The sequence below is a fragment of the Clostridium sardiniense genome (genome assembly GCF_019753795.1).
Classification (GTDB): domain Bacteria; phylum Bacillota; class Clostridia; order Clostridiales; family Clostridiaceae; genus Clostridium; species Clostridium sardiniense.
This window is the reverse complement of record NZ_JAIKTU010000003.1, coordinates 169,658-191,671: the sequence shown is the minus strand read 5'-3', so window position 1 is coordinate 191,671 and position 22,014 is coordinate 169,658. Positions and strand designations below refer to the sequence as shown.

The window sequence follows — 22,014 nt, the reverse complement described above, 5'->3', positions numbered from 1 at the left end:
AGAAATTATATACTATTTTTCTTTAAAAGATTCAAAATCCTTACATGATTTATTTAATGAATCTATAAACTCTGTATATTTTGAAAAGGAATCTTCATACTCATCTAATTTTTTTGGACTATCTTTAGAATCAATATCAGAATCTACTGTATCATCAATTAAATTTATATAAGATTCATAAGTGTTTATAGATTGTAGTAAACTTGAATGAAGTTCTGTAGCTTCTTCAGGGACACTTAGCGTATAAAAATCATTTTTAATATTCTCAAAAATAGATTTTTTATTCGTAATATCTGTAAGAAGTACGTTTAAATCTCTCTTATTTTCCTTAATATCCTCTAAAGCTGGTTTTAAATCATCATCAATTTCTTTAAATTTAGATATTAATTTATCAGCTGATAACATGTAAGATGAATTTTTTTCTTTAGTTATATCTTTCATGATATTAATTTGAATTAATGTATCAAAATACTTATAAGTTTTATCAAAAAATTCTAAGCTATCTTCTGACATAAGGCTTTCTATTCTAAGTTTAGTTAAAGAATTATTACTTTCTTTAAAGCTATCTAAAGCGCCTTTATAATCTTTGAGTTTATTATCAAGGCTAGGGCTTGATTGACTCATATACATAGATAGAACTTGTTCACAAAATGCTATGTTATAGTCTAGGGTTTCATTAAATTTTGTCTTTGTCTCAGTAACAGTTTCTGATACTTCAAGAGCATCTAGTGAGCCTTTTACTTTATTTAAATTAATAATAGCAATTGAGAGATCATTTTTTGCAGTTTCAGAATTTAAATTATCAGAGTCATTTGAATTTTCTAAAGTTGCATTTATAGATGAGACCTCCTTAGCTAATCTATTGATTTCTCTAATATTTCTACTAGATGGAGTCATTTTGGTTATAATAAGTAGTATTAATGGAATTGAAATAATTATTAAAGCAATAGAGAACAACACCTTTTTTGTTTTGATATAATCAATAAATTTATTTAGCTTTTCTTTACATATCTCCATAATATTCCTCCTTTTCATAAGATAAATAAAGTAATCTTATAAATTATATTATTTAAGGTTTTAAAATATTATTAAAAATAATAAAAAGTAAAACTCTGTTATACTAAGGTTAGAGTATTTGGTGTATAATTTAGAAAAGATACAATAATAAGGGGTGAAACTGATGCAGGATTTTTTTATTGGAGCAATAAATTCAATTAAACATATATCTATTTTTTCAATAGTAGATATTTTAGTTGTTTCATATATTTTTTATAAAGGATATATGCTTATGAGGGAAACAAGAGCGGAACAGCTTTTAAAAGGAATTCTGTTTATTCTTGCATTAATTCCAATAAGTTATGTTTTGAGACTAAATATGTTATATTTCATATTAAGTAAGACATTAACAATAGGAGTTCTTTCTTTTGTAATTATATTCCAACCGGAAATTAGACGTGCACTTGAACATCTAGGTAGAAGTGCTTTTGATGAAACTCATAATATTAGAGATGTAAAAGAGAGAGAAGCAGTAGTAGATCAAATAGTAACAGCAGTAGAAGATTTAGCAGGAACAAAAACAGGAGCATTAATTGCAATAGAACAGGGAACAGGACTCGGAGAAGTTACTGGATCAGGTACTATAATAGATGCCGAGGTTAGCTCAGCGCTTTTAGAAAATATTTTTGTTGTAAATACACCTCTTCACGATGGGGCAACAATTATAAGGCAAGATAGAATTTATGCTTCAGGTTGTGTATTACCATTAACAAATAATACTGGAATAAATAAAAAATTAGGTACTAGACATAGGGCTGGTATTGGTCTTTCAGAGAACTCAGATGCATTAGTTATAATTGTTTCAGAGGAAACAGGAGTAATTTCCCTTGCTATAGGTGGAAGACTAACTAGAAATTATGATAAAGAAAAATTAAAAAGAACTTTATTAAGCATTATGCATGATAAAGAAAATAAAAAAGTAAAATCAGCTGGTGAGAGGGTGAAATCATGGATAAAAGGAATACAAAACAAACGTTAGTTATAAAATTGGTATGCGTACTTCTATCCTTTGGTCTATGGCTTTATATAACGAATATTCAAAGTCCAACTAGAACTTATACTTTAAAAGATGTTCCAGTTAAGTTATTAAATACTCAATCATTAAAGCAGTTTGGATTGGCAATATCTCCAAAACAAACTTTTACCGTAGATTTAAGCCTTGAAGGAGATGCAAAGGATATTTATTCAGTAACTAAAGATCAGTTTTCTTTGACAGCTGACCTTGGAGAATATGCTTTAAAAACTGGAATAAATAATATACCAGTTCAAGTAGTTAATTATCCAGAGGAATTAAATATAAAAAATAATGGTAATTTAGTAATTAAGGTTAAATTGGAAAAATTAATAACTAAAGATTTTAATACGGTATCGAAAGTTAAAGTAAATTATGCACAAGGCGTATATAAGCAAAAAGAGCAGTTTACTTCAGAAAAGGTTGAGGTATCAGGGCCACAAAGTTCTGTAGATAAAGTTGCAAATGTAGCTTTAGTTGGTGACCTTAATAACGTCAGTGGAAGTGTAACTAAAGAATTTCCTCTTAAAGCATTAGATGCAGATGGAGATATAGTTGAAGGGGTTACTTTAAGCAAAGAAACAGGAACGATTGCTATTGACGTCAATAATGGTAAGAGTGTTGATTTAAAAACTGAATATACAGGTCAAGTACCAAAGGGATATAAGTTAGTTAGTACAACACCTTCAAGAACTTCAGTTCAAATTGTAGGAAACGAAAATATTATAGCGTCTATAAATTCTGTGCAAACTGAAAAAGTAGATTTATCAGATATAAGAAGTAACACAGAGAAAAAAGTTAAAATAATATTACCTCAAGGGGTTAGTCTAGTTAGTGGGGATAATTATATAACTGTAAATATTGTTGTTGAAAGTGAAAATAGTAATAATCAGACACCATCTAATAAAATAACTAAGGTATTCGATGTGTCAGTAAATTATACTGGAATTAATAGTGAATTTGAGATGTCTAATGAAACTAAGACAATTAAGGTAACTGTACAAGGAGATGAGGCAGACATAAATAATATGAAAGCATCAGATTTTGTGTGCAATTTTGATTTAAGTAAATTTAAAAATGAGGGATCATTTGAAGAAGATGCAAATGTTACTATGGCAAATAGTAATCCAAATGTAACTATATCAAATGCTGATAAAGTTAAATTTACATTAAAGAAGAAACCAGCTTCAACTACAACGGATCAAAACAAAGATAAAGAGAATGGTAAGAAAACAGTATAGGAGAAATACGGTATGGCGATAAGAATAAATAATATTATTCTAAGTATAGAAGAAGATACTGCACTTCTTAAGAAGAAGGCAGCAAAAAAAATAAGGATAAAAGAACAAGATATAGAATCATTTAAGATTATAAAAGAAAGTATAGATGCACGAAAAAAGGATGCAATTAAGTTCAATTATTGTGTTGATATAAAATGTAAAAATGAAAAGAATATAGTAAATAGACTTAACGATAATAATATAAAATTTGAAGAAGATGAAATTGCAGAAGAGTTTATTTACGGAGATGAAAAATTAAATTCTAGACCAGTTGTAATTGGATTTGGTCCGGCTGGGATATTTGCAAGTTTAACTCTGGCAAAACATGGATATAAACCGATAGTTTTTGAAAGAGGAGAAGATGTAGATAATAGAACAAAAACTGTAGAGGAGTTTTGGAAAAGTGGAAAACTTAATTTAAACTCTAATGTTCAGTTTGGTGAAGGTGGAGCTGGAGCGTTCTCGGATGGAAAACTTACAACTAGAATAAAAGATAAAAGATGTTCATTCGTGTTAGAGGAACTCGTTAAAAATGGAGCACCAGAAGAAATAATGTATGTTGGTAAACCTCATGTAGGTACGGATATATTAAAAGGTGTTGTTAAAAATATAAGAGAAGAAATAAAAAGTTTAGGTGGAGAAGTACATTTTAACTCAAAGCTTGAAGGAATAAATAAAGAAAATGGAAAACTAAAAAGCATAGTAGTAAATGGCAAAGAAATACCTTGCGAGTCTTTAATAGTTGCCATTGGACATAGCTCAAGAGATACTTATGAAATGATATATGATTCAGGAGTATTAATGGAGCAAAAAGCCTTTGCTATAGGAGTTAGAATAGAGCACCCACAAGAGATCATAAATGAAAGTCAGTATGGTAAGTATGCAAATCATCCAAAGCTTAAAGCTGCTGATTATAGATTAGTTTATCAAAGTAAAAAGTATAATAGAGGGGTATATTCATTCTGTATGTGCCCAGGAGGTGTTGTAGTTGGTGCTGCCTCAGAAGAGGGAAGACTTGTTTCTAATGGAATGAGTTATCATGCAAGAGATCTAGATAATGCAAATTCAGCTCTAGTAGTAACAGTTGGGCCTGAAGACTTTAAAGGAGATCATCCACTTGCTGGTATGGAATTCCAAAGACATTATGAAAGTATTGCATTTAAATTAGGTGGTGGAAACTATAAAGCGCCAATTCAACTTATAGGTGATTTCTTAAATGATAGGAAATCAACGAAGCTTGGAAGAGTGAAGCCTACATATGAGCCAGGATATGCTTTTAGAGAATTAAAGGAATGTCTACCAGAAGTTGTAGTAGATACTATAAAAGAGGGTATACAGGTGTTTGGTAAGAGAATAAAAGGTTATGATATGGAGGATGGAGTTTTAACTGGTATAGAAACTAGAACATCAGCACCAGTTAGAATTCCAAGAAACGAGAGTTTTGAAAGTTTAAACTTAGAGGGATTCTATCCAACAGGAGAAGGTGCAGGTTTTGCTGGTGGGATAATTTCAGCAGCTGTAGATGGAATAAAGGTAGCAGAAGTAATAATGAAAAAATATAAAATAGACTAATTTTAAAAGTGGATTTATGCCACTTTTTTTTTGCTAAATTTTCTGACAATTCGTATTTTATATAAATTATCTGATACAATATAAATATTAATATTGTTATAAAATTAACGATAAAAAATTACATTTATGATTAAAGTATACAAAAAGATATTAATTTAAAATATAAAAGTAAGAGGTGCGTTGAAAATGAGTAGAAATTTTGATGATTTATTATCAAAGGTTAAAGAAATTGAACCAAAAAAAGTAGCAGTAGCAGTAGCTCAAGATGAGCCAGTACTAGAAGCAGTTAAATCAGCAAAAGAGCAAGGAATTGCAGATGCTATACTAGTTGGAGATAAACATGAAATTAAAAAGGTAGCTGATAAAATAGGAATGGATTTATCAGAATACGAAGTAATGCACGAAAAAGATACTAAAAAGGCAGCACTTTTTGCAGTTCAACTTGTTTCAAGTGGAAAAGCAGACATGGTTATGAAAGGATTAGTTGATACTGCAACTTTCTTAAGAAGTGTATTAAATAAAGAAGTTGGATTAAGAACAGGAAAACTTATGTCACATGTTTCTGTTTTTGAAATAGAAGGAATAGAAAGATTAATATACTTAACAGATGCAGCATTTAACACATATCCAGATTTAAAGGCTAAAAAACAAATAATAGAAAATTCAGTAGCAGTAGCACATGCTTGTGGACTAAAAATACCAAAGGTAGCTCCAGTTTGCGCTGTTGAAGTTGTAAATCCAGATATGCCAGCTACTTTAGATGCTTCATTATTATCAAAGATGAATGATAGAGGACAAATAAAAGGATGTATCGTTGATGGACCTTTAGCACTTGATAATGCATTATCAGAAGAAGCAGCACATCATAAGGGAATAACAGGACCAGTTGCAGGAAAAGCAGATATAATAATGCTTCCAAATATAGAGACTGCAAATGTTATGTACAAATGTTTAACTTATACATCAAGATCAAAAAATGGTGGATTATTAGTTGGAACATCAGCACCAGTAATATTAACTTCAAGAGCAGACTCATTTGAAACAAAAGTAAATTCAATTGCATTAGCAGCTTTAGTTGCTGAATCATTAAAATAACATATTATTAGGAGGAAGTTAAAACTATGTCATATAAATTATTAATTATAAATCCAGGTTCAACTTCAACTAAAATTGGAGTTTATGAAGGTGAAAAAGAAATATTAGAAGAAACGTTAAGACATTCATCTGATGAAATAGGAAGATATGCTACAATATTTGACCAATTGAACTTTAGAAAAGATCTTATATTAAGTATATTAAAAGAAAAGAATTTTGATATAAATACATTAGATGCTGTTGTAGGTAGAGGCGGAATGCTTAAACCAATTCCAGGTGGTACTTACAAAGTAACAGATGAATTAGTTGAAGATTTAAAAATTGGAGTTCAAGGACCACATGCTTCAAATCTAGGCGGAATATTAGCAAGAGAAATTGGAGGAGAACTAAATGTACCATCATTTATAGTTGATCCAGTTGTTGTTGATGAATTAGATGATGTGGCAAGAATTTCAGGTGTTCCAGAATTACCAAGAAGAAGCAAATTCCATGCATTAAATCAAAAAGCAGTAGCTAAGAGATTTGGAAAAGAAAGTGGACTAGGATACGAAAATTTAAATCTTATCGTTACTCATATGGGTGGTGGTGTTTCAGTGGGAGCACATAAAAAGGGTAAGGTTATTGATGTAAATAATGCACTAGATGGAGATGGTCCATTCTCACCTGAAAGAGCAGGTGGAGTTCCAGCTGGAGACCTTATAAAGATGTGCTTTAGTGGAAAATATTCAGAATCTGAAATTTTTAGTAAGATTGTAGGTAAAGGTGGATGTGTTGCATACCTTAATACAAATGACTTTAGAGATGTTATAAAGATGTCTGAAGAAGGAAATGAAGAGGCACAATTAATATATGATGCATTCATATACCAAGTTTCAAAAGAAATAGGTGCTATGTCAGCTGTTCTAGAAGGAAAAGTAGATAAAATAATATTAACTGGTGGATTAGCTTACTCAGAGAAAGTTGTTAATGATATAAAGAAAAGAGTAGGATGGATTTCAGAAGTAAAAGCTTACCCAGGAGAAGATGAATTACTTGCATTAGCACAAGGTGCAATCAGGGTATTAAGCGGAGAAGAAGAAGCTAAGATTTACTAATATAAATATCTTTAGAGAAAGTGTTTTATTTACACTTTCTTTTTTTATGTAATTTAATTGTGAAAGTATTAAGTTATCTTAAAAAATTCCGTATAATAAAGTTATAAAAGCTTTGAGGTGATATAGTGATAAATAGAATTAATAGTATGGACTTAAGTGCTATAAATAATTTAACTGGATTGGGAAATTTAAATGAAGGATCAAAAAGTAATATTTTTCAAACTGTATTGATAAGTTTACTAAGTGCAATAAGTGAGAAGAATAAAACTGTTACCAATCCAAATGATAGGGTTTCTATAGATAATATAATTGGATGCTTAAACAGTGTTAAGTTAAGTGATATAGGATCTAATGGCAGAAATTTTGTTAATAAAATAAATTTAGATAATACTAATGACTTAAGTAAAAAAGATAGAATTGAAAAGGCTATAAACACTTACAGTGAAAAATATGGAGTAGATAAAAATTTAATTGAGGCAATAATTAAAGTAGAATCTGATTTTAATCCAAATACTGTTTCATGGGCAGGGGCAAAGGGTCTTATGCAACTTATGCCTGAAAATTGCAAAAGTTTAGGTATAGTGGATCCCTTTAATATTGAACAAAATATAGATGGTGGAGCAAGACATATTAAAGAATATATAAATATGTATAAGGGAGATATTAAAATGGCATTAATGGCTTATAATGGAGGCCCTACTAGAATGTTTAATAGAGGAGTTAGGTCTATAGATGATATATATAAAATGCCAAAAGAAACTCAAAATTATGTTACAAAAGTAATGAATTATTATAAAGGATTGTAAGATGAAAATCGATGGAATAAATAATAGAAAAACCATAAATATTAAAGAAAAGCCTAGTACAGTGAAAAATGATTTTTCAGACAATTTTATGAAATCATATAAGTCTACAAGTAAAGAAGAACTTGAGAATTATATAAAAGAAATTAGAAAAAAGGGTACTAGATTAGTGGTAAGTAAAAATTATGCTGATGTAAAAAGCTATAAAAATACAATTAAAAAATATTTAGAAACTATTGTTGAATATACATATACCCTTAATAAAAATATTGGATTTTGGGAAGATAAATATTACTCAACAGTTGATACCATAAATAAACAATTAGAATCTTTAACTGCAAAGGTTTTAAAAGAAGAGAAGGAAAATTTAGATGTAAGTTCCACAATAGATAATATACAAGGTCTTTTAGTAGATTTGTATAGATAAAGGAGAAAACTATGAGTGAAAATAAAATGAAAGATTTATATGAGGTTGGATTTGAACCTTTACAAAAAAAAGAAGTAGAAAATTTTGAAGATAAAACAAGGTTATTAAATTCTAAATTAGATATAACTGTAACAATAGGTAGTTGTCAAAAAAGTATAAAAGAAATATTATCCTTTGAAGAAGGAGATATATTAGAATTAGAAAAGATTATTGATGAAGATTTGGATATTAATATTAATGATAGAATGATAGCTAGTGGAGAGAGTATTAAGATAGGAAATAAAATTAGTGTAAGATTAAACTCATTTAAAAATAATTAGATTAAAGTATAGGTGTAGAAAAGTATAATCTACACCTATTATTTTTTGTTAAATATAAAAAAGAACTAAATTATTTTTGAAATTAACCGATAGTTATTAATATAGGAATAAAGAATAAATAAAAGGAGGCAGAATATGAAGATAGATTCTATTAGAACTAATAATATGATAAATGTATATAAACAACAAAAGTTTTATGAAAAGACAAGCGCAGCAAAGAATGAGATAAAAGATAAAGTAGAAATATCAGATACTGCTAAATATTTAAATAAAATAGTAAGTGATAATGAAAATATTGATATAGATAAAATTAATGAGATAAGAAATAGAATAAACCAAGGAACTTATAGTGTAGATAGTAAGGATTTAGCTAAAAAAATGATTGAAGTTATAAAAGGAGAATAATTTAAATGTATTCAGATTTAAAACTAACAATTTTCGAAGAAAAAAGAATTTTACAAGAGTTAATGGAATTATTAGACGAGCAGTATAATGTAATTTTATCTAATGAAGTATTAGCATTAGAAAAAGTAAATGAGAATATAGAATTAATAGGTAAAAAATTAGCAGCTATTGAAATTAATAGAAGAGATATAATTAAAGATAAAAATTTTAAAGGAATAGTTGAAAATAGTAATGATGAACATCTTAAGGATGTTTATAAAGAAGTTAGAGGTCTACTTAAGGATATAGAGTTACAAAAAGATACTAATGATACTCTTATAAAACAAAGATTATTTTTTACAAATAAAATGATAAATATTATAAGACCTTCAAAAAATATAGGTACATATAATTCATATGGAAATGTAAGATAGGAGATTAATATGCCAGGCTTATTAGGAACTTTACAAACAGCAAAATCAGGAATGGCTGTAAGTCAAGCAGCGATACAAACAACATCACATAATATAAGTAATTTGAATACACCAGGATACTCAAGACAAAGAGTGGAACAGACACCGGGTAGACCTTATACTTCAATTAGTTATAATAGTTATCATGGACCAGGTCAGCTTGGAACAGGTGCTAATATTAATGATATAACAAGAATAAGAAATACTTTTTACGATTTTCAATTCAGAAGCGAAAGTCATGAATATGGAGAGGAAAGTGTAAAAGCTGATTACTATAGAAGTATGGAGAATATTTTTGATGAGCCATCAAAGAATTCAATATCAGCATCTATTAATGATTTTTTTAATTCATTAAATGAATTATCCAAAAATCCAAATAGCATTGGAGCAAAAAATGTAGTAATAGAAAAAGGAAAGTTTTTAGCTAACAACATTAATAGTGCTAATTCTAAACTAGAATCATTGCAGGAACAATTAAGTTTTCAATCAGATAATATTGTATCAGATATAAACGATAAAATCTTAGCAATAAAAGAATTAGATAAGAATATAAAGTTAATTCAAGGAGCTGGGAAATCGCCTAATGATTTATTAGACCAAAGAGATAATCTTATGGATGATTTAAGCTTTAAGATAGATGTTAATGATGAATTAGTAAAGGCTGTATTTGATGTTGAAGGAAAGGATTCTAAAACTCAAGAGGCTGATTTGAAGGCTTTAAAAGCTAAAATAGACGGAAAAAGTTTAAGTGGTGAATTAAGTGGAGTTAAAATTATTAATGATGAAATAGAGAAATATAAAGATAGATTAAGTACATTAGCTAGTGCTATAACTACAAATATAAATGATGTATATAAGGGTGGAGATAAAACAAAACCAGATATATTTGTAGCAGGAAGTAAGGGCAAGCTTATTGATATAAATCCTGATATTGTAGAAGATGTAACAAAATTAGAAATGACATCTGATAAATCTTTAGAACTATATGATTTAAGAACTAAAAAGGTAAGTATAGATGGAAAAGATATTACTATAAGCAGTTATTACAATGATACAATTCAGGAATTAGGACAATCTTCACAGACAGCCATAAGGCAAGAGGCTAATAATGGTAAGCTTTTATCTAGTATAGATAAATCTAGAATGAGTGTCTCAGGTGTTTCTATGGATGAAGAAATAGTAAGCTTAGTTCAGCTACAACATGCCTATAATGCAAGTGCAAAGGTAATTTCAACTATAGACTCATTATTAGATGTAGTAATAAACGGATTAATTAGGTAGGGGGATAAGAAATATGAGAGTAACAAATAATGGTATTATGAGCAGTTATTTAAGAGACATTCAAACTAATCTTCAAAATATGGATAAATTGAATGAACAATTAAATACAGAAAAGCAGGTTAATAGAATATCTGATGACCCATTAAAAACAGTAAAAATACTTAACATACAAAATGAAATAGAAAATACTGAAAAATATAATTATAATTGTGATGAAATTACAGGGTGGCTTGATATTACTGATGAATCTTTAGATAGAATAGCTAATTTAAGTAGTGATATTAAGACTAAATTAACATCTATAAGTGGAGCTTTTGGAAAAGATGAAATAGCTGCAACTAGATCTGAGGTTAATGAGAAAATTAAACAAATAGGAGAAATTTTAAATACAACTTATGCTGGTAAATATATTTTTGGTGGACAACTTACAGATATTCCACCTGTAAATACAAATGTAGATAAAAATGGTATTGTTTCATTATCAATAAAAAATAAAGATAATGATAATCTAAATAAAAAATTAAATAGTGCAATTTCTAGTGGACTTAACATAAATTATAATCTTACTGTTAAAGATGTAACTGGTGGAGATAAAGGATTAAAATTATTTAATGATTTAAGTGTAGCTTTAAGTGGAGATGTTGTAGATACTGATGAAATAGGAAAATTATCTACTAAAATAGATAATTATATGAATGATATATTAAACAATAGATCTATTGTTGGATCAAGAACTAATACAATAGATAAAGTAAAGGAAACTAATGAGCAGAATATTTTATCTATGAAAGGAGCACTTTCTAGTATTCAAGATGTAGATATGACAAAGCAATTTATGCATTTAAAAGAAGCTCAAATGGTATATGCATCAAGTTTACAAGTTGGAGCTAAATTAATTCAAGGTACTTTATTGGATTATTTAAGATAGGAGATATGGTATGGAAGTAATATTTAAAAAGGGAATACCAGGATTTGAAAATATTGATAAATTTAAAATTAAAGATTTAGAAAATAATAATAAATTTAAAATAATGGAATCTTTAGATAGCACAGTAAGTTTTGCAACAGCTAATCCATTTGAATTTTATAACGAGTATGAAATTGACTTAAATGATGAAACTATTAAAGAGTTACAAATAGAAAATCCTAAGGATGTTATGATCTTAACTATTATAACTTTAGGTAAAACTTTAGATAGTAGTACTATTAATTTAAAGGCACCTTTAGTTATTAATGTTAGAAATAAATTTGGTAAGCAATTTATAATACAAGGTGATAAATATGATACTAGACATCCTTTAGTTAGGAGAAATTAATATGTTAGTAGTTACAAGAAAAAAAGATGAATCTATATTAATTGGTGATGATATAGAAATTAAAATAACAAAGATAGAAGATGGAAGTGTAAAGATAGCTATTGAGGCCCCTAAAGAGATTACTATTTTAAGAAAAGAAGTATATGAAAGAGTAAAGGAAGAAAATAAGAAGGCTGTTAGTAGCGATTTAAATTTATTAAAAGAATTTAAATAGGAGGGCAAAAATGTATAACAGTAGTAATAATCCATATAATGCATATAAAAATAATACTGTGAATATGGCTTCCAAAGAGCAACTTCTTTTAATGTTAGTTGATGGAGCAGTCAAGTATACAAAGATAGCAAGACTTGCTATTGAAAAGAAAGATATTCAAAAAGCACATGAAGAATTAGTTAGAGTGCAAAATATATTTACAGAACTTATGTCAACCTTGGATAGAAGTTTGGGAGAAGATTTTGAAAGTCTTTTTAAATTATATGGTTTTATAAAAGATAGATTAGTACAAGCTAATATAAAAAAAGATATACAAATAATAGATGAAGTATTACCTCTTATTGAAAGTGTTAGAGATACTTGGTATGAAGTAATCAAAAAGGCAAAAGGATTATAAAAAGGAGGGAAATATATGTCTTCAATAAGTTCAACTACCAATACAAATAGGATAACTGGTATGGCAACAGGCATGGATATTGATGAAATGGTTAAGGGAATGGTTGCACGGGAACAGTCTAAAGTAGATAGTGAAGAACAAAAACAACAAATAAATGAATGGAAGCAAGAAGAATATAGAGATGTTATTAAAAATGTTAAAGGATTATATGACAAATATTTTTCAGTAGGTTCTAAAGATTCAATAATGATTAGTAAAGTATATAGCACAAAGACTATAAATAGTTCAGATAGTTCTATAATAAGTGCTACTGCTGGTTTAGGAGCAACTAGTATTAACTATAATATTAAAGTAGATAAATTGGCTAAACCAGCAGAACTACAAAGTTCTAAGGTTAACTTAACTAAAGATACGAAAATATCTGATTTAGGACTTACTAATAGAATGATAAAAATAAATGATGTAGAAATTGATTTAAAAGATGCAAAAAATATTAATGATGTAATAAACACTATTAATAGTAGTTTCCCTAAAAATGATGTACAAGCTTCTTTTAGTGAAATGAGTGGAAAATTTACTATAAAAACTAATAATACTGGAATATCTTCTAAGTTTACATTTGAAGGAGAATTATTTGAAAAATTAGAGTTAAAAGATGGAGATAAGTTAGTTGGAACTAGTGGAACTGTAAATGGAAGTAATAATTCTATAAAAGTTTTTGATGTAGAAGGAAAAGAAATAAGAACTATAAATAATGAAAGTAATACTTTTACTATAGACAATATTACATATAATGTAAATGCTGTAAGTTCAGAGCCTATCTCTATGATTTCTGTAACTGATACTTCAAGTGCAGTAAAAAAAATGAAAGAATTTATTGATGAATATAACAAAGTTATTGATAATGTGTATGATTTAGTAACAGAAAAAGGAGATAGAAATTATAAACCTCTTACCCAAGCACAAAGAGATGATATGAGTGAAGATGAAATCAAAAAATGGGAGAGTAAAGCTAAAAAAGGTATTCTAAGAAATGATAAAGAAATGAGACAATTTATGAATAGTATTAAGTCTTCGATATCAGGAGTTATAGAAAGTACTGGGTTTACATTAAGTGATATTGGAATAAAATCAAATGCTGACTATAATAAACAAGGACAACTAACTCTTGATGAGGATAAATTTAAAGAAGCTTTAGAGAAGAATGGAGAAAATGTATTTAAAACTGCAACAGAAGCGTTCTCTAATATTAAGGATATTACTTATAATTATGCAGGAAATTCTTCTGGAATATTTTCAAAGAAGGCTGGAATGAATAATTCCTCTACAGAAGTAAATAATCTTTATTCTAAACAAATAAGAAAACAGGAAATTTATATAAAAGAATTAAAGACTAAGATGCAAGAAAAAGAGGAAAAACTCTATAAAAAATTTGCAGTTTTAGAATCAAATATGAGTAAAATTAATGCACAGATAAGTTATCTTATGAATTCATAGGAGTTTTTAATATGATAAATTTATATAAAAATATTTCATTAAATATAATAAAAATTTTAAATGAAGATGACATAGATGATGGTAAGCTAGAGCATAACATAGAAAAAAGACAAGAGGTTATTAATAGCTTAGATGAGCGGGAGTTAGAAGATTTTAAGAAGCATTATAAGGATTCTCAATTGATACAATTAGATAATAAAATAAAAATTTTATTAGAAAAGAAGATTATAGAAGTTAGGAAAGAATTGAATTCATATAAAACTAAAAGAAGTATAAATACTATCTATGTAAATATGAATAAAAATAATTTAAATATTTTTTCAAGAAAAGTATAAAGTAATAAATTTATTTTCCGATATATATAAGGTAAGGCCAATAGGCTTATATAAAAAGACAAGGATGTCAAAATAAGATACTAAGGAGAGTGCAAAAAATGAGAATTAATACAAATATGAATGCTATGACAGCATTAAACTCAATGAACAAAAACACAAACTTAGCTGGAGCAGCTATGGGAAAAATATCTTCAGGATTAAGAATAAACAAAGCTGGAGATGACGCAGCAGGACTAGCAATATCTGAAAAGATGAGAAGCCAAATTAGAGGATTAGATCAAGCATCTAGAAATACTCAAGATGGTGTATCTTTAATTCAAACAGCAGAAGGTGCAACAGAAGAAATCGGAAATATCACTCAAAGAATGAGAGAACTTTCAGTTCAAGCATCTAATGAAACAAACTCAGGTTCAGATAGATCAAAGATTGTTGAAGAATTAAATCAATTACATAGTGAAATAGACAGAATTGCAGATTCAACTCAATTTAATGGTAAGAACTTATTAAATGGAACAACAAAGATTGGTACTGTTGGAACATTTACTACAGATGCTGGTTATACTATAGAAGGATTAGACGGAATTTCTACTAAAGATGATATTAAATTAACTTTAACAAACGGAGCAGGTGCTAATCAAACTAACGTTACTATAAAAGTAGATGGAAAAACTTTCACAGCAACAGATGTTACTATGACAGGGGCAAAAGGAACACTTGATGCTAATAAAGTTATAACATTAAAGAACGGAAGTAGCAGTATTACATTTAAAGTAGACAAAGCAATAACAACTGCTACTACAGATTCTAAAATCGGAGAAACAAAAGTAAGTGATGTTCTTGGAGGAAAAGTTGACTTACAAGTTGGAGCTAATGAAGGACAACAATTATTAGTTCAAATTAATAACTTAGGAACAGAATCATTAGGAATAGCAAAAGCAGATATAGATGCAATAGAAGCAGATAATGAATCAGGATGTAAAGCAGCACAAAAAATGATAACTACTTTAGATAAGGCTTTAGAAAAAGTAAATACTTCAAGAGCTAATTTTGGAGCAATGCAAAATAGATTAGAAAGTGCTCAATCAAACTTAAGTACTTCAAGTGAAAACTTAACTGCAGCTGAATCAAGAATAAGAGACGTTGATGTTGCAAAAGAAATGATGACTTTATCTAAATTCAACCTACTAACACAAGCTTCACAAGCTATGGCAGCTCAAGCTAAGAGCCAACCAGAAGGAATAATGCAATTATTAAGATAATAAATCAATAGAAACTATAGATTTATATTTTAAAATTATAAATGACAAGGATGTCAAAAAATAAATTACTAAGGAGAGTGCAAAATATGAGAATCAACACAAATATGAATGCTATGACAGCATTAAACTCAATGAACAAAAACACAAACTTAGCTGGAGCAGCTATGGGAAAAATATCTTCAGGATTAAGAATAAACAAAGCTGGAGATGACGCAGCAGGACTAGCAATATCTGAAAAGATGAGAAGCCAAATTAGAGGATTAGATCAAGCATCTAGAAATACTCAAGATGGTGTATCTTTAATTCAAACAGCAGAAGGTGCAACAGAAGAAATCGGAAACATCACTCAAAGAATGAGAGAACTTTCAGTTCAAGCATCTAATGAAACAAATTCAGGTTCAGATAGAGAAAAGATTGTTGAAGAATTAAATCAACTACATAGTGAAATAGATAGAATTGCAGATTCAACTCAATTTAATGGTAAGAACTTATTAAATGGATCAACAAAAATTGGTGATAATAAGACATTTACTACAAAGGCAGGCTATACTATAGAAGGCTTAGATGTAAGTGGAATTACAGCTAAAGGGGATATTAAATTAACAACTAAAGCTAATGGTGCTGATACAGATATTACTGTTAAAACAGATGCTGGAAATTATACATTTAAAGCTACAGGTGGTGCAGGTAAATTAAAAGCTGGAGAATATACTTTAACTAGCGCTGGTAAAACAATCACTTTTAAATTAGATACAGATGCAACAGCTGTTTTAACTGATGAAAATATTGGAGAAACAACAATAAGTGATATTATTGGAGGAAAAGTTAACCTACAAGTTGGAGCTAACGAAGGACAACAATTATTAGTTCAAATTAATAACTTAGGAACAGAATCATTAGGAATAGCAAAAGCAGATATAGATGCAATAAAAGCAGATAATGAATCAGGATGTAAAGCAGCACAAAAAATGATAACTACTTTAGATAAGGCTTTAGAAAAAGTAAATACTTCAAGAGCTAATTTTGGAGCAATGCAAAATAGATTAGAAAGTGCTCAATCAAACTTAAGTACTTCAAGTGAAAACTTAACTGCAGCTGAATCAAGAATAAGAGACGTTGACGTTGCAAAAGAAATGATGACTTTATCTAAATTCAACCTATTAACACAAGCTTCACAAGCTATGGCAGCTCAAGCTAAGAGTCAACCAGAAGGTGTAATGCAACTATTAAGATAAGATAATCTAAATATTTAAAAGGATAAGGCCTTTACGCTTTATCCTTTATTTCAGTGTGAGGTTAATAAAAATATTAGAGTATAAGAATAATAGAGTTACATAATGTGTTTATATATTTATGAAAATTATAAATTAAAAAAAGACATATAAGTAAAAATAAGGAAAAATAATGAATAGAAAAATAATGAAATATAAGAAATATAAAGAAAATATGTATAAAATTTAAATAATAAGTAGAAAAATACATAAAAGTAGTATATAATAGAATACATATCACAATTTAATAATTAGCAAAATTAGGGAAACTTAATGACGCAAAGCTATAGGGGCTAAGATCAATATTATGCCAGCCAGTTGCACTAATAAAATAAGAATATTTATCTTATTTTTTTTCTTGTTTTTTGATTTTAGGCTACTCGCGCTTTGTGAGTGGTTTTTTTTTTGCTGTTAAAAATAGTAAGAATATAAACTTTGCAATTATTAGGAAAATATATCCTAATAGTTGTGTTATTCTGAACAATAAGAGGAGGAATGTATGGAAATTTATAAACTAATTAAGACAAGCTTAGACATAGCTAAGCTAAGAGGAGAGACAATATCAAATAATATTGCTAATGTTAATACTCCAAAGTATAAAAGAAAATATGTCACATTTGAAGAAAGTCTAAATGATAAGAGTAACGAAAATAAAATTAAAATTAAGGAAGATAAATCAACAAGTATGAGATTTGATGGAAATAATGTGGATTTAGAAAGTGAAAAAGTGGATCAAGCAGCAAATACGCTTATGTATAATAGTTTAATAAGTATTACAAATATTAAATTAGCTATGGCTAAGAGTGTAATAAGTGGAAGGTAGTAAAAATGAGTATATTTAGTGGAATGAGAATAAGTGCTAGTGGATTAAGTTCTGAAAAATTAAGACTTGATGTAATATCATCAAATATTGCAAATTCGAGGGCAACTAGAACTAAAAAAGGTGGAGCATATGTAAGAAAAGTTGCTGTCTTTTCTGAAAATTATGATAATAAATTAGGTATGTTAGGTGTGAAGGCAGTTAAAATTGAAAATGATAAATCTCCACTTAAAAAAGAGTATAAGCCTAATCATCCAGATGCTGATAAAGATGGATATGTAGAGTATCCTAATGTTGATTTATTAGTTGAGATGTCTGATTTAATAACTGCATCTAGATCATATGAATCTAATGTAGACTCTTTAAATGCGCAAAAAAATATGATTTCTAAAGCTTTAGAAATAGGAAGATAGTAGGAGGATAAAATGAATATAAAACCAATAGAGGTAAATTCATTAGTAAGTGGCATTGATGTACAAAAAATAGGACATGCTAAAGAAAGTAATGGAGATTTTTCAAAAGTATTAGGTAATGCAATAAATAAAGTAAATGATCTTCAAGTAACTGCAGACAATAAGGTTGAAAGTCTAATCAAAGGTGACAATGTTAATATGCATGATGTTATGTTATCAATGCAAGAAGCACAAATATCAATGCAACTACTTATAGAAGCTAGAAATAAAGTCGTTGAAGCTTATCAAGAAGTCAATAGGATGCAATTATAAAAGTCTTTAATAAAAGGAAGATAGTATGCAAAAGAATTTAATAGATAAAATAAAGAGTTTCTTAAAAGGTTTAGGAGAAAAAATTAAAAAATTAAAAATTGGTACTAAAGTTGCCATAGGTATTGGAATAGTCACAGTAATATTAGCATTGGTGTTTACTATAAATTATAGTAGACAGAATAAATACAAGGTATTATTTTCAGGACTAGATTCTACAGATTCTGCAAATATAACAAAAGCATTAGAAGATAAAAAAGTTGATACAAAAATAGATGGAGATTCTATTCTTGTACCTAAAGATCAAGTAGATAAATTAAGAATAGAATTATCTCCAAACATAACTAATGGATCAAAAGGTTTTGAATTAATGGATGAAAGCTCAAATTTGTCTATGACAGATGAGGAGTTCCAAATAGAGAAGACTAGAATGGTACAGGGAGAGTTAGAAAAAACAATAAAGACATTTCCTGGTATAGATAATGCAAGAGTACATATAACGCAAGGAGAACAGTCTGTATTTAATGGGGAAAGTAAGGATGGAAAAGCAGCTGTTTATATTTCTTTAAAAGATGGTAGAACATTAGATAAAAATCAAATTAAATCTATAATATCATTAATTTCAGCTAGTGGTATTAATATTCCGAAGAAAAATGTAGAAGTAATAGATCAAAATATGGTTCTATTATCAGAGGGAATCTATGATGGTAATGGAAATCTTGCTAATGAAGCAGGATTAACAGGAACTAAAAATGCTGAAAAACAATTAAGTGAAGAATTAAAGAAGAGAGTAAAATCAATGCTTGAACCTATATTCGGAGTAGGTAAGGTCGAAATTGGTATAAATGCTACTTTAAATTCTAAAACTGTAGAAAAAAATGAATTAAAATTAGATCCCAAAAAAGTTATTTCATCTTCAACAAAAAGTGAAAATTCAGTAACTGATGAAGATGTTAAAGGCTCACCAGTGGACAACAATATGAATAATACCGCAAATGCAAAGTCTAATAATGATAATTCAAAAGAAGAATCAATTAAATATAAAATAGGAGAAAGTGAAACAAAAACATTAACTCCTCCAGGCGATGTAAAGCGTATTACTGCATCTATTGCAATTGACGGAAATATTTCTGATGATGTAATGACAAATGTGGAAGATATAGTTCAGACAGCTATAGGAATGGATACAAAAAGAGGCGATAGTATATCAGTTATAGGTATGAATTTTAATAAGGGTAAAGCAAATGAACTTAATCCAGAAAATTCTAAAAAGACAGGTATGACGCCTATGAAGATAGGTATAGCAACATTAGTAGTACTTGCAATATTGTTAGTAATAGGATTTATTATATTTAAGAAAAAAGGCAAGCAAAATGATTTGGAAGATACAGAAGAAATGTCAAAGGAAACAGAGTATTTTGCTAATTTATTAAAAGCAAAACAAAAAGAAACTGAATTAGATAATGATGAAGATACTGAATCAAATATTGAAGAAGAAGTTAAGAGTTTAGCAGAAAATAATCCAGATGAAATAAGTGAATTAATAAAGAGATGGCTAAATGAGTAGAGGAGGTATTAGGTGTACAAAAACGAAGAAAAAAACGAAAAAGCTTATAATTTTAAAAAAAGAAGTTCAAAAAGTATTAGTGGCCCAAAGAAAGCGGCTGTTTTACTTATGGCCTTAGGTACTGATATATCCTCTAATATATTAAAAAAGTTGTCAGATAAACAAGTACAAAAAATAGGTGTAGAAATTGCTAATATAAATAATGTTACATCTGAAGAACGTAAGTTGATATTGAAAGAATTCTTACAGGAGAGAAAAAGCAAAAACTTTTCTATAGAAGGTGGAATAGAGTATGCTAACTCCTTATTAAGGGGTGCCTTTGATGAAGGCAAGGTAACTAGACTTATGGAAGGAATAAAATATGACGCTTATACTAAAGTGTTTATTACAGCAAGAAAAGCTGATGCTAAGACAATAAAATCTTGTATTTTAGGAGAAAGTCCACAAACTATTGCCATAATACTTGCTTATATTCAACCAGAGAAATCTGCTGATATATTATCTAGTTTAGATGAAAAATTACAGCGAGAGGTTGCACATAAACTTGGAACAATTTCTAAGATATCACCTATTGTAATAAGAGCTGTAGATAATGTTTTATCTAAAAAACTTAAATCAAAGAAAACAGGTAATGTTGATGAATCAAATGGTATTGATAATCTTTTAAATATACTTTCTAAAGTTGATGGAAAAACAGAGAAGAATATTATTAATTATTTAGAAACGGAAGATAATACTCTAGCTAATGAAATTAAAGCAAGTATGTTTACTTTTGAAGATATAGTAAATCTTGATACAGTAGCAGTACAAAAAGTATTAAAGAATGTAAGTGTGAAAGATTTAGCAATAGCATTAAAGGATGCAAATGAGAATATATTAAATGTTATACTGGAAAACCAATCTAATAGAGCTTCAGATGAACTCAGAGAAGAAATTGAGTTACTTGGAAAAGTAAAGGTATCACAGGTAGATGAAGCTAAGAGAAGTATTGTAAATATAATTAGAAAGCTTGAAGATGATGGAGTTATAAATAGGATTAAGAAATCGGAGGAAGAAATTCTTGTCTAGGTTCGTTAGTATATTAAGCAGTAGAAATGTACAAGTAAAAGGTAAGGTAACTTTAAAAGAGTCTCAAGAAGGTGGATTTTTAAGTGTTGAAGAAAAGCAGATTTTAGAGAAAGAGGATATAGAGAATAAAATTCTAGAAGCAAAAAGACAATATGAAAAGGTAATTATTGAAACTGAATATAAGAAGGAGAGTCTTATTAAAGAAGCTAATGAAAGAGCTAAGGATATTGAAAAAAAAGCTTATAAATCAGGTTATGATCAAGGATTGAAAAATGGATATGAAGATGGTTATAAAGAATCTTATGAGAAAAATATAGAAAAGGCTATTTCTGAAAGCGAAAAGATAAAAGAAGAAGGATATAAGACATTATTTGAAATAAGAGAAAAAATAGCGAAATATATTAAAGAAAATAGAAGTGAAATATTAAATATTTCAATTAAAATTGCAGAGCAAGTTCTTAAAGAAAAATTTGAGGAAAGCGATTCCATGAACAATATGCTCATAAAAATAATTGGAGAATATAATCTTAAAAAAGATTTGATAATAAAAGTTAATCCTAATTATTCTGAGCAATTGGAAACAAGTATAGACAAAATGATTAATGAAGTAAAATCAAATCAAAAAATATTTGTTATTCCAGATAGTAGTATAGAAAAAGGAAATGCAGAGATAGATATTGGAAATGGAAAGCTTACTGTAGGGTTAGATGTAGTATTAGACAGAGTAAAAAGTGAATTGCTATAGGAGGGT

General features: G+C 28.2%; 26 protein-coding genes and 1 riboswitch. Of the genes, 25 read left to right on the top strand and 1 reads right to left on the bottom strand.

Features of this window, described 5'->3' with window-relative positions; translation table 11 throughout:
- Positions 1-12 precede the first annotated feature (12 nt).
- Positions 13-1,017 carry a hypothetical protein gene (locus tag K5V21_RS04365; protein ID WP_221859513.1) on the bottom strand — a complete coding sequence of 335 codons (1,005 nt, stop codon included), beginning with the start codon at positions 1,015-1,017 and terminating at the stop codon, positions 13-15.
- Between the two features lie 163 nt (positions 1,018-1,180).
- Between K5V21_RS04365 and cdaA the strand changes: the two genes are divergently transcribed.
- The 25 genes from cdaA (at position 1,181) to K5V21_RS04240 (ending at position 22,008) form a co-directional block, all read left to right on the top strand.
- Positions 1,181-2,035 carry a diadenylate cyclase CdaA gene (gene cdaA, locus K5V21_RS04360; RefSeq protein ID WP_221859511.1) on the top strand — a complete coding sequence of 285 codons (855 nt, stop codon included), beginning with the start codon at positions 1,181-1,183 and terminating at the stop codon, positions 2,033-2,035.
- Positions 2,005-3,309, top strand: a complete 1,305-nt coding sequence (locus K5V21_RS04355; protein ID WP_221859509.1) for a CdaR family protein — start codon at positions 2,005-2,007, stop codon at positions 3,307-3,309. The genes cdaA and K5V21_RS04355 overlap by 31 nt, the downstream gene beginning before the upstream one ends.
- Before the next feature lie 12 nt (positions 3,310-3,321).
- The gene (locus K5V21_RS04350; RefSeq protein WP_221859507.1) at positions 3,322-4,920 is read left to right on the top strand and encodes an NAD(P)/FAD-dependent oxidoreductase; all 1,599 of its coding nucleotides are present in this window, start codon (positions 3,322-3,324) and stop codon (positions 4,918-4,920) included.
- Positions 4,921-5,106: 186 nt separating this feature from the next.
- Entirely contained in the window at positions 5,107-6,015 is a 909-nt protein-coding gene (gene ptb, locus K5V21_RS04345) for a phosphate butyryltransferase (protein ID WP_221859505.1), read from the top strand.
- A gap of 26 nt (positions 6,016-6,041) precedes the next feature.
- Complete coding sequence (gene buk, locus K5V21_RS04340; RefSeq protein WP_204595556.1) at positions 6,042-7,109, top strand: butyrate kinase; 1,068 nt, start codon at positions 6,042-6,044, stop codon at positions 7,107-7,109.
- Positions 7,110-7,234: 125 nt separating this feature from the next.
- Positions 7,235-7,915, top strand: coding sequence for a lytic transglycosylase domain-containing protein (locus tag K5V21_RS04335; protein ID WP_341534808.1), 681 nt, complete (start codon positions 7,235-7,237; stop codon positions 7,913-7,915).
- 1 nt (position 7,916) lies between these two features.
- On the top strand, positions 7,917-8,339 hold the full coding sequence (locus K5V21_RS04330; RefSeq protein ID WP_204595555.1) for a YaaR family protein: 423 nt from the start codon (positions 7,917-7,919) through the stop codon (positions 8,337-8,339).
- 11 nt (positions 8,340-8,350) lie between these two features.
- Positions 8,351-8,659 carry a FliM/FliN family flagellar motor switch protein gene (locus K5V21_RS04325; RefSeq protein ID WP_221859503.1) on the top strand — a complete coding sequence of 103 codons (309 nt, stop codon included), beginning with the start codon at positions 8,351-8,353 and terminating at the stop codon, positions 8,657-8,659.
- A 135-nt stretch (positions 8,660-8,794) separates the two neighbouring features.
- Positions 8,795-9,064, top strand: a complete 270-nt coding sequence (gene flgM, locus K5V21_RS04320; protein ID WP_221859501.1) for a flagellar biosynthesis anti-sigma factor FlgM — start codon at positions 8,795-8,797, stop codon at positions 9,062-9,064.
- Positions 9,065-9,069: 5 nt separating this feature from the next.
- Positions 9,070-9,477 (top strand): flagellar protein FlgN, encoded by a 408-nt coding sequence (locus tag K5V21_RS04315; RefSeq protein ID WP_221859499.1) that lies wholly within the window; start codon positions 9,070-9,072, stop codon positions 9,475-9,477.
- A gap of 9 nt (positions 9,478-9,486) precedes the next feature.
- The gene (gene flgK, locus K5V21_RS04310) at positions 9,487-10,797 is read left to right on the top strand and encodes a flagellar hook-associated protein FlgK (RefSeq protein WP_221859497.1); all 1,311 of its coding nucleotides are present in this window, start codon (positions 9,487-9,489) and stop codon (positions 10,795-10,797) included.
- Between the two features lie 13 nt (positions 10,798-10,810).
- Entirely contained in the window at positions 10,811-11,725 is a 915-nt protein-coding gene (locus K5V21_RS04305) for a flagellin N-terminal helical domain-containing protein (protein ID WP_221859496.1), read from the top strand.
- A gap of 10 nt (positions 11,726-11,735) precedes the next feature.
- The gene (gene fliW / locus K5V21_RS04300) at positions 11,736-12,113 is read left to right on the top strand and encodes a flagellar assembly protein FliW (RefSeq protein WP_204595549.1); all 378 of its coding nucleotides are present in this window, start codon (positions 11,736-11,738) and stop codon (positions 12,111-12,113) included.
- Position 12,114: 1 nt separating this feature from the next.
- Positions 12,115-12,327: a carbon storage regulator CsrA gene (gene csrA, locus K5V21_RS04295; RefSeq protein ID WP_204595548.1), complete on the top strand. Its 213-nt coding sequence runs from the start codon at positions 12,115-12,117 to the stop codon at positions 12,325-12,327.
- Positions 12,328-12,337: 10 nt separating this feature from the next.
- Positions 12,338-12,724, top strand: coding sequence for a flagellar export chaperone FliS (gene fliS / locus K5V21_RS04290; protein ID WP_204595547.1), 387 nt, complete (start codon positions 12,338-12,340; stop codon positions 12,722-12,724).
- A 15-nt stretch (positions 12,725-12,739) separates the two neighbouring features.
- Entirely contained in the window at positions 12,740-14,221 is a 1,482-nt protein-coding gene (gene fliD, locus K5V21_RS04285; protein ID WP_204595546.1) for a flagellar filament capping protein FliD, read from the top strand.
- 11 nt (positions 14,222-14,232) lie between these two features.
- Positions 14,233-14,556, top strand: a complete 324-nt coding sequence (locus tag K5V21_RS04280) for a hypothetical protein (protein WP_221859494.1) — start codon at positions 14,233-14,235, stop codon at positions 14,554-14,556.
- Between the two features lie 98 nt (positions 14,557-14,654).
- Positions 14,655-15,815 carry a flagellin N-terminal helical domain-containing protein gene (locus tag K5V21_RS19500; RefSeq protein ID WP_221859491.1) on the top strand — a complete coding sequence of 387 codons (1,161 nt, stop codon included), beginning with the start codon at positions 14,655-14,657 and terminating at the stop codon, positions 15,813-15,815.
- Positions 15,816-15,901: 86 nt separating this feature from the next.
- Positions 15,902-17,050, top strand: coding sequence for a flagellar hook-associated protein FlgL (gene flgL, locus K5V21_RS04270; RefSeq protein WP_221859489.1), 1,149 nt, complete (start codon positions 15,902-15,904; stop codon positions 17,048-17,050).
- A 279-nt stretch (positions 17,051-17,329) separates the two neighbouring features.
- Positions 17,330-17,412: riboswitch (cyclic di-GMP riboswitch) on the top strand.
- A gap of 173 nt (positions 17,413-17,585) precedes the next feature.
- Positions 17,586-17,909 carry a flagellar basal body protein gene (locus K5V21_RS04265; RefSeq protein WP_221859487.1) on the top strand — a complete coding sequence of 108 codons (324 nt, stop codon included), beginning with the start codon at positions 17,586-17,588 and terminating at the stop codon, positions 17,907-17,909.
- A 5-nt stretch (positions 17,910-17,914) separates the two neighbouring features.
- On the top strand, positions 17,915-18,319 hold the full coding sequence (gene flgC, locus K5V21_RS04260; protein WP_221859485.1) for a flagellar basal body rod protein FlgC: 405 nt from the start codon (positions 17,915-17,917) through the stop codon (positions 18,317-18,319).
- Positions 18,320-18,331: 12 nt separating this feature from the next.
- The gene (fliE, locus tag K5V21_RS04255) at positions 18,332-18,631 is read left to right on the top strand and encodes a flagellar hook-basal body complex protein FliE (RefSeq protein WP_221859482.1); all 300 of its coding nucleotides are present in this window, start codon (positions 18,332-18,334) and stop codon (positions 18,629-18,631) included.
- A 25-nt stretch (positions 18,632-18,656) separates the two neighbouring features.
- Positions 18,657-20,195 (top strand): flagellar basal-body MS-ring/collar protein FliF, encoded by a 1,539-nt coding sequence (fliF, locus tag K5V21_RS04250; RefSeq protein ID WP_221859480.1) that lies wholly within the window; start codon positions 18,657-18,659, stop codon positions 20,193-20,195.
- Between the two features lie 12 nt (positions 20,196-20,207).
- A complete protein-coding gene (gene fliG, locus K5V21_RS04245) occupies positions 20,208-21,263 on the top strand; it encodes a flagellar motor switch protein FliG (protein WP_221859478.1) in 1,056 nt (351 codons plus the stop codon).
- On the top strand, positions 21,256-22,008 hold the full coding sequence (locus K5V21_RS04240; RefSeq protein WP_221859476.1) for a FliH/SctL family protein: 753 nt from the start codon (positions 21,256-21,258) through the stop codon (positions 22,006-22,008). Before fliG ends, K5V21_RS04240 begins: the two co-directional genes overlap by 8 nt.
- The last annotated feature ends 6 nt before the right edge of the window (positions 22,009-22,014 follow it).

What these genes read in the sequence shown, in the direction of transcription:
- fliE (WP_221859482.1), top strand. Translation starts at nt 18,332, where the DNA reads ATGAATATAAAACCAATAGAGGTAAATTCATTAGTAAGTGGCATTGAT.
- fliS (WP_204595547.1), top strand. Translation starts at nt 12,338, where the DNA reads ATGTATAACAGTAGTAATAATCCATATAATGCATATAAAAATAATACT.
- csrA (WP_204595548.1), top strand. Translation starts at nt 12,115, where the DNA reads ATGTTAGTAGTTACAAGAAAAAAAGATGAATCTATATTAATTGGTGAT.
- K5V21_RS04280 (WP_221859494.1), top strand. Translation starts at nt 14,233, where the DNA reads ATGATAAATTTATATAAAAATATTTCATTAAATATAATAAAAATTTTA.
- flgK (WP_221859497.1), top strand. Translation starts at nt 9,487, where the DNA reads ATGCCAGGCTTATTAGGAACTTTACAAACAGCAAAATCAGGAATGGCT.
- K5V21_RS04315 (WP_221859499.1), top strand. Translation starts at nt 9,070, where the DNA reads ATGTATTCAGATTTAAAACTAACAATTTTCGAAGAAAAAAGAATTTTA.
- flgC (WP_221859485.1), top strand. Translation starts at nt 17,915, where the DNA reads ATGAGTATATTTAGTGGAATGAGAATAAGTGCTAGTGGATTAAGTTCT.
- cdaA (WP_221859511.1), top strand. Translation starts at nt 1,181, where the DNA reads ATGCAGGATTTTTTTATTGGAGCAATAAATTCAATTAAACATATATCT.
- K5V21_RS04305 (WP_221859496.1), top strand. Translation starts at nt 10,811, where the DNA reads ATGAGAGTAACAAATAATGGTATTATGAGCAGTTATTTAAGAGACATT.
- fliF (WP_221859480.1), top strand. Translation starts at nt 18,657, where the DNA reads ATGCAAAAGAATTTAATAGATAAAATAAAGAGTTTCTTAAAAGGTTTA.
- fliD (WP_204595546.1), top strand. Translation starts at nt 12,740, where the DNA reads ATGTCTTCAATAAGTTCAACTACCAATACAAATAGGATAACTGGTATG.
- ptb (WP_221859505.1), top strand. Translation starts at nt 5,107, where the DNA reads ATGAGTAGAAATTTTGATGATTTATTATCAAAGGTTAAAGAAATTGAA.
- K5V21_RS04365 (WP_221859513.1), bottom strand. Translation starts at nt 1,017, where the DNA reads ATGGAGATATGTAAAGAAAAGCTAAATAAATTTATTGATTATATCAAA.
- K5V21_RS04350 (WP_221859507.1), top strand. Translation starts at nt 3,322, where the DNA reads ATGGCGATAAGAATAAATAATATTATTCTAAGTATAGAAGAAGATACT.
- flgL (WP_221859489.1), top strand. Translation starts at nt 15,902, where the DNA reads ATGAGAATCAACACAAATATGAATGCTATGACAGCATTAAACTCAATG.
- flgM (WP_221859501.1), top strand. Translation starts at nt 8,795, where the DNA reads ATGAAGATAGATTCTATTAGAACTAATAATATGATAAATGTATATAAA.
- K5V21_RS04330 (WP_204595555.1), top strand. Translation starts at nt 7,917, where the DNA reads ATGAAAATCGATGGAATAAATAATAGAAAAACCATAAATATTAAAGAA.
- K5V21_RS04265 (WP_221859487.1), top strand. Translation starts at nt 17,586, where the DNA reads ATGGAAATTTATAAACTAATTAAGACAAGCTTAGACATAGCTAAGCTA.
- K5V21_RS04325 (WP_221859503.1), top strand. Translation starts at nt 8,351, where the DNA reads ATGAGTGAAAATAAAATGAAAGATTTATATGAGGTTGGATTTGAACCT.
- K5V21_RS04355 (WP_221859509.1), top strand. Translation starts at nt 2,005, where the DNA reads ATGGATAAAAGGAATACAAAACAAACGTTAGTTATAAAATTGGTATGC.
- K5V21_RS19500 (WP_221859491.1), top strand. Translation starts at nt 14,655, where the DNA reads ATGAGAATTAATACAAATATGAATGCTATGACAGCATTAAACTCAATG.
- buk (WP_204595556.1), top strand. Translation starts at nt 6,042, where the DNA reads ATGTCATATAAATTATTAATTATAAATCCAGGTTCAACTTCAACTAAA.
- fliW (WP_204595549.1), top strand. Translation starts at nt 11,736, where the DNA reads ATGGAAGTAATATTTAAAAAGGGAATACCAGGATTTGAAAATATTGAT.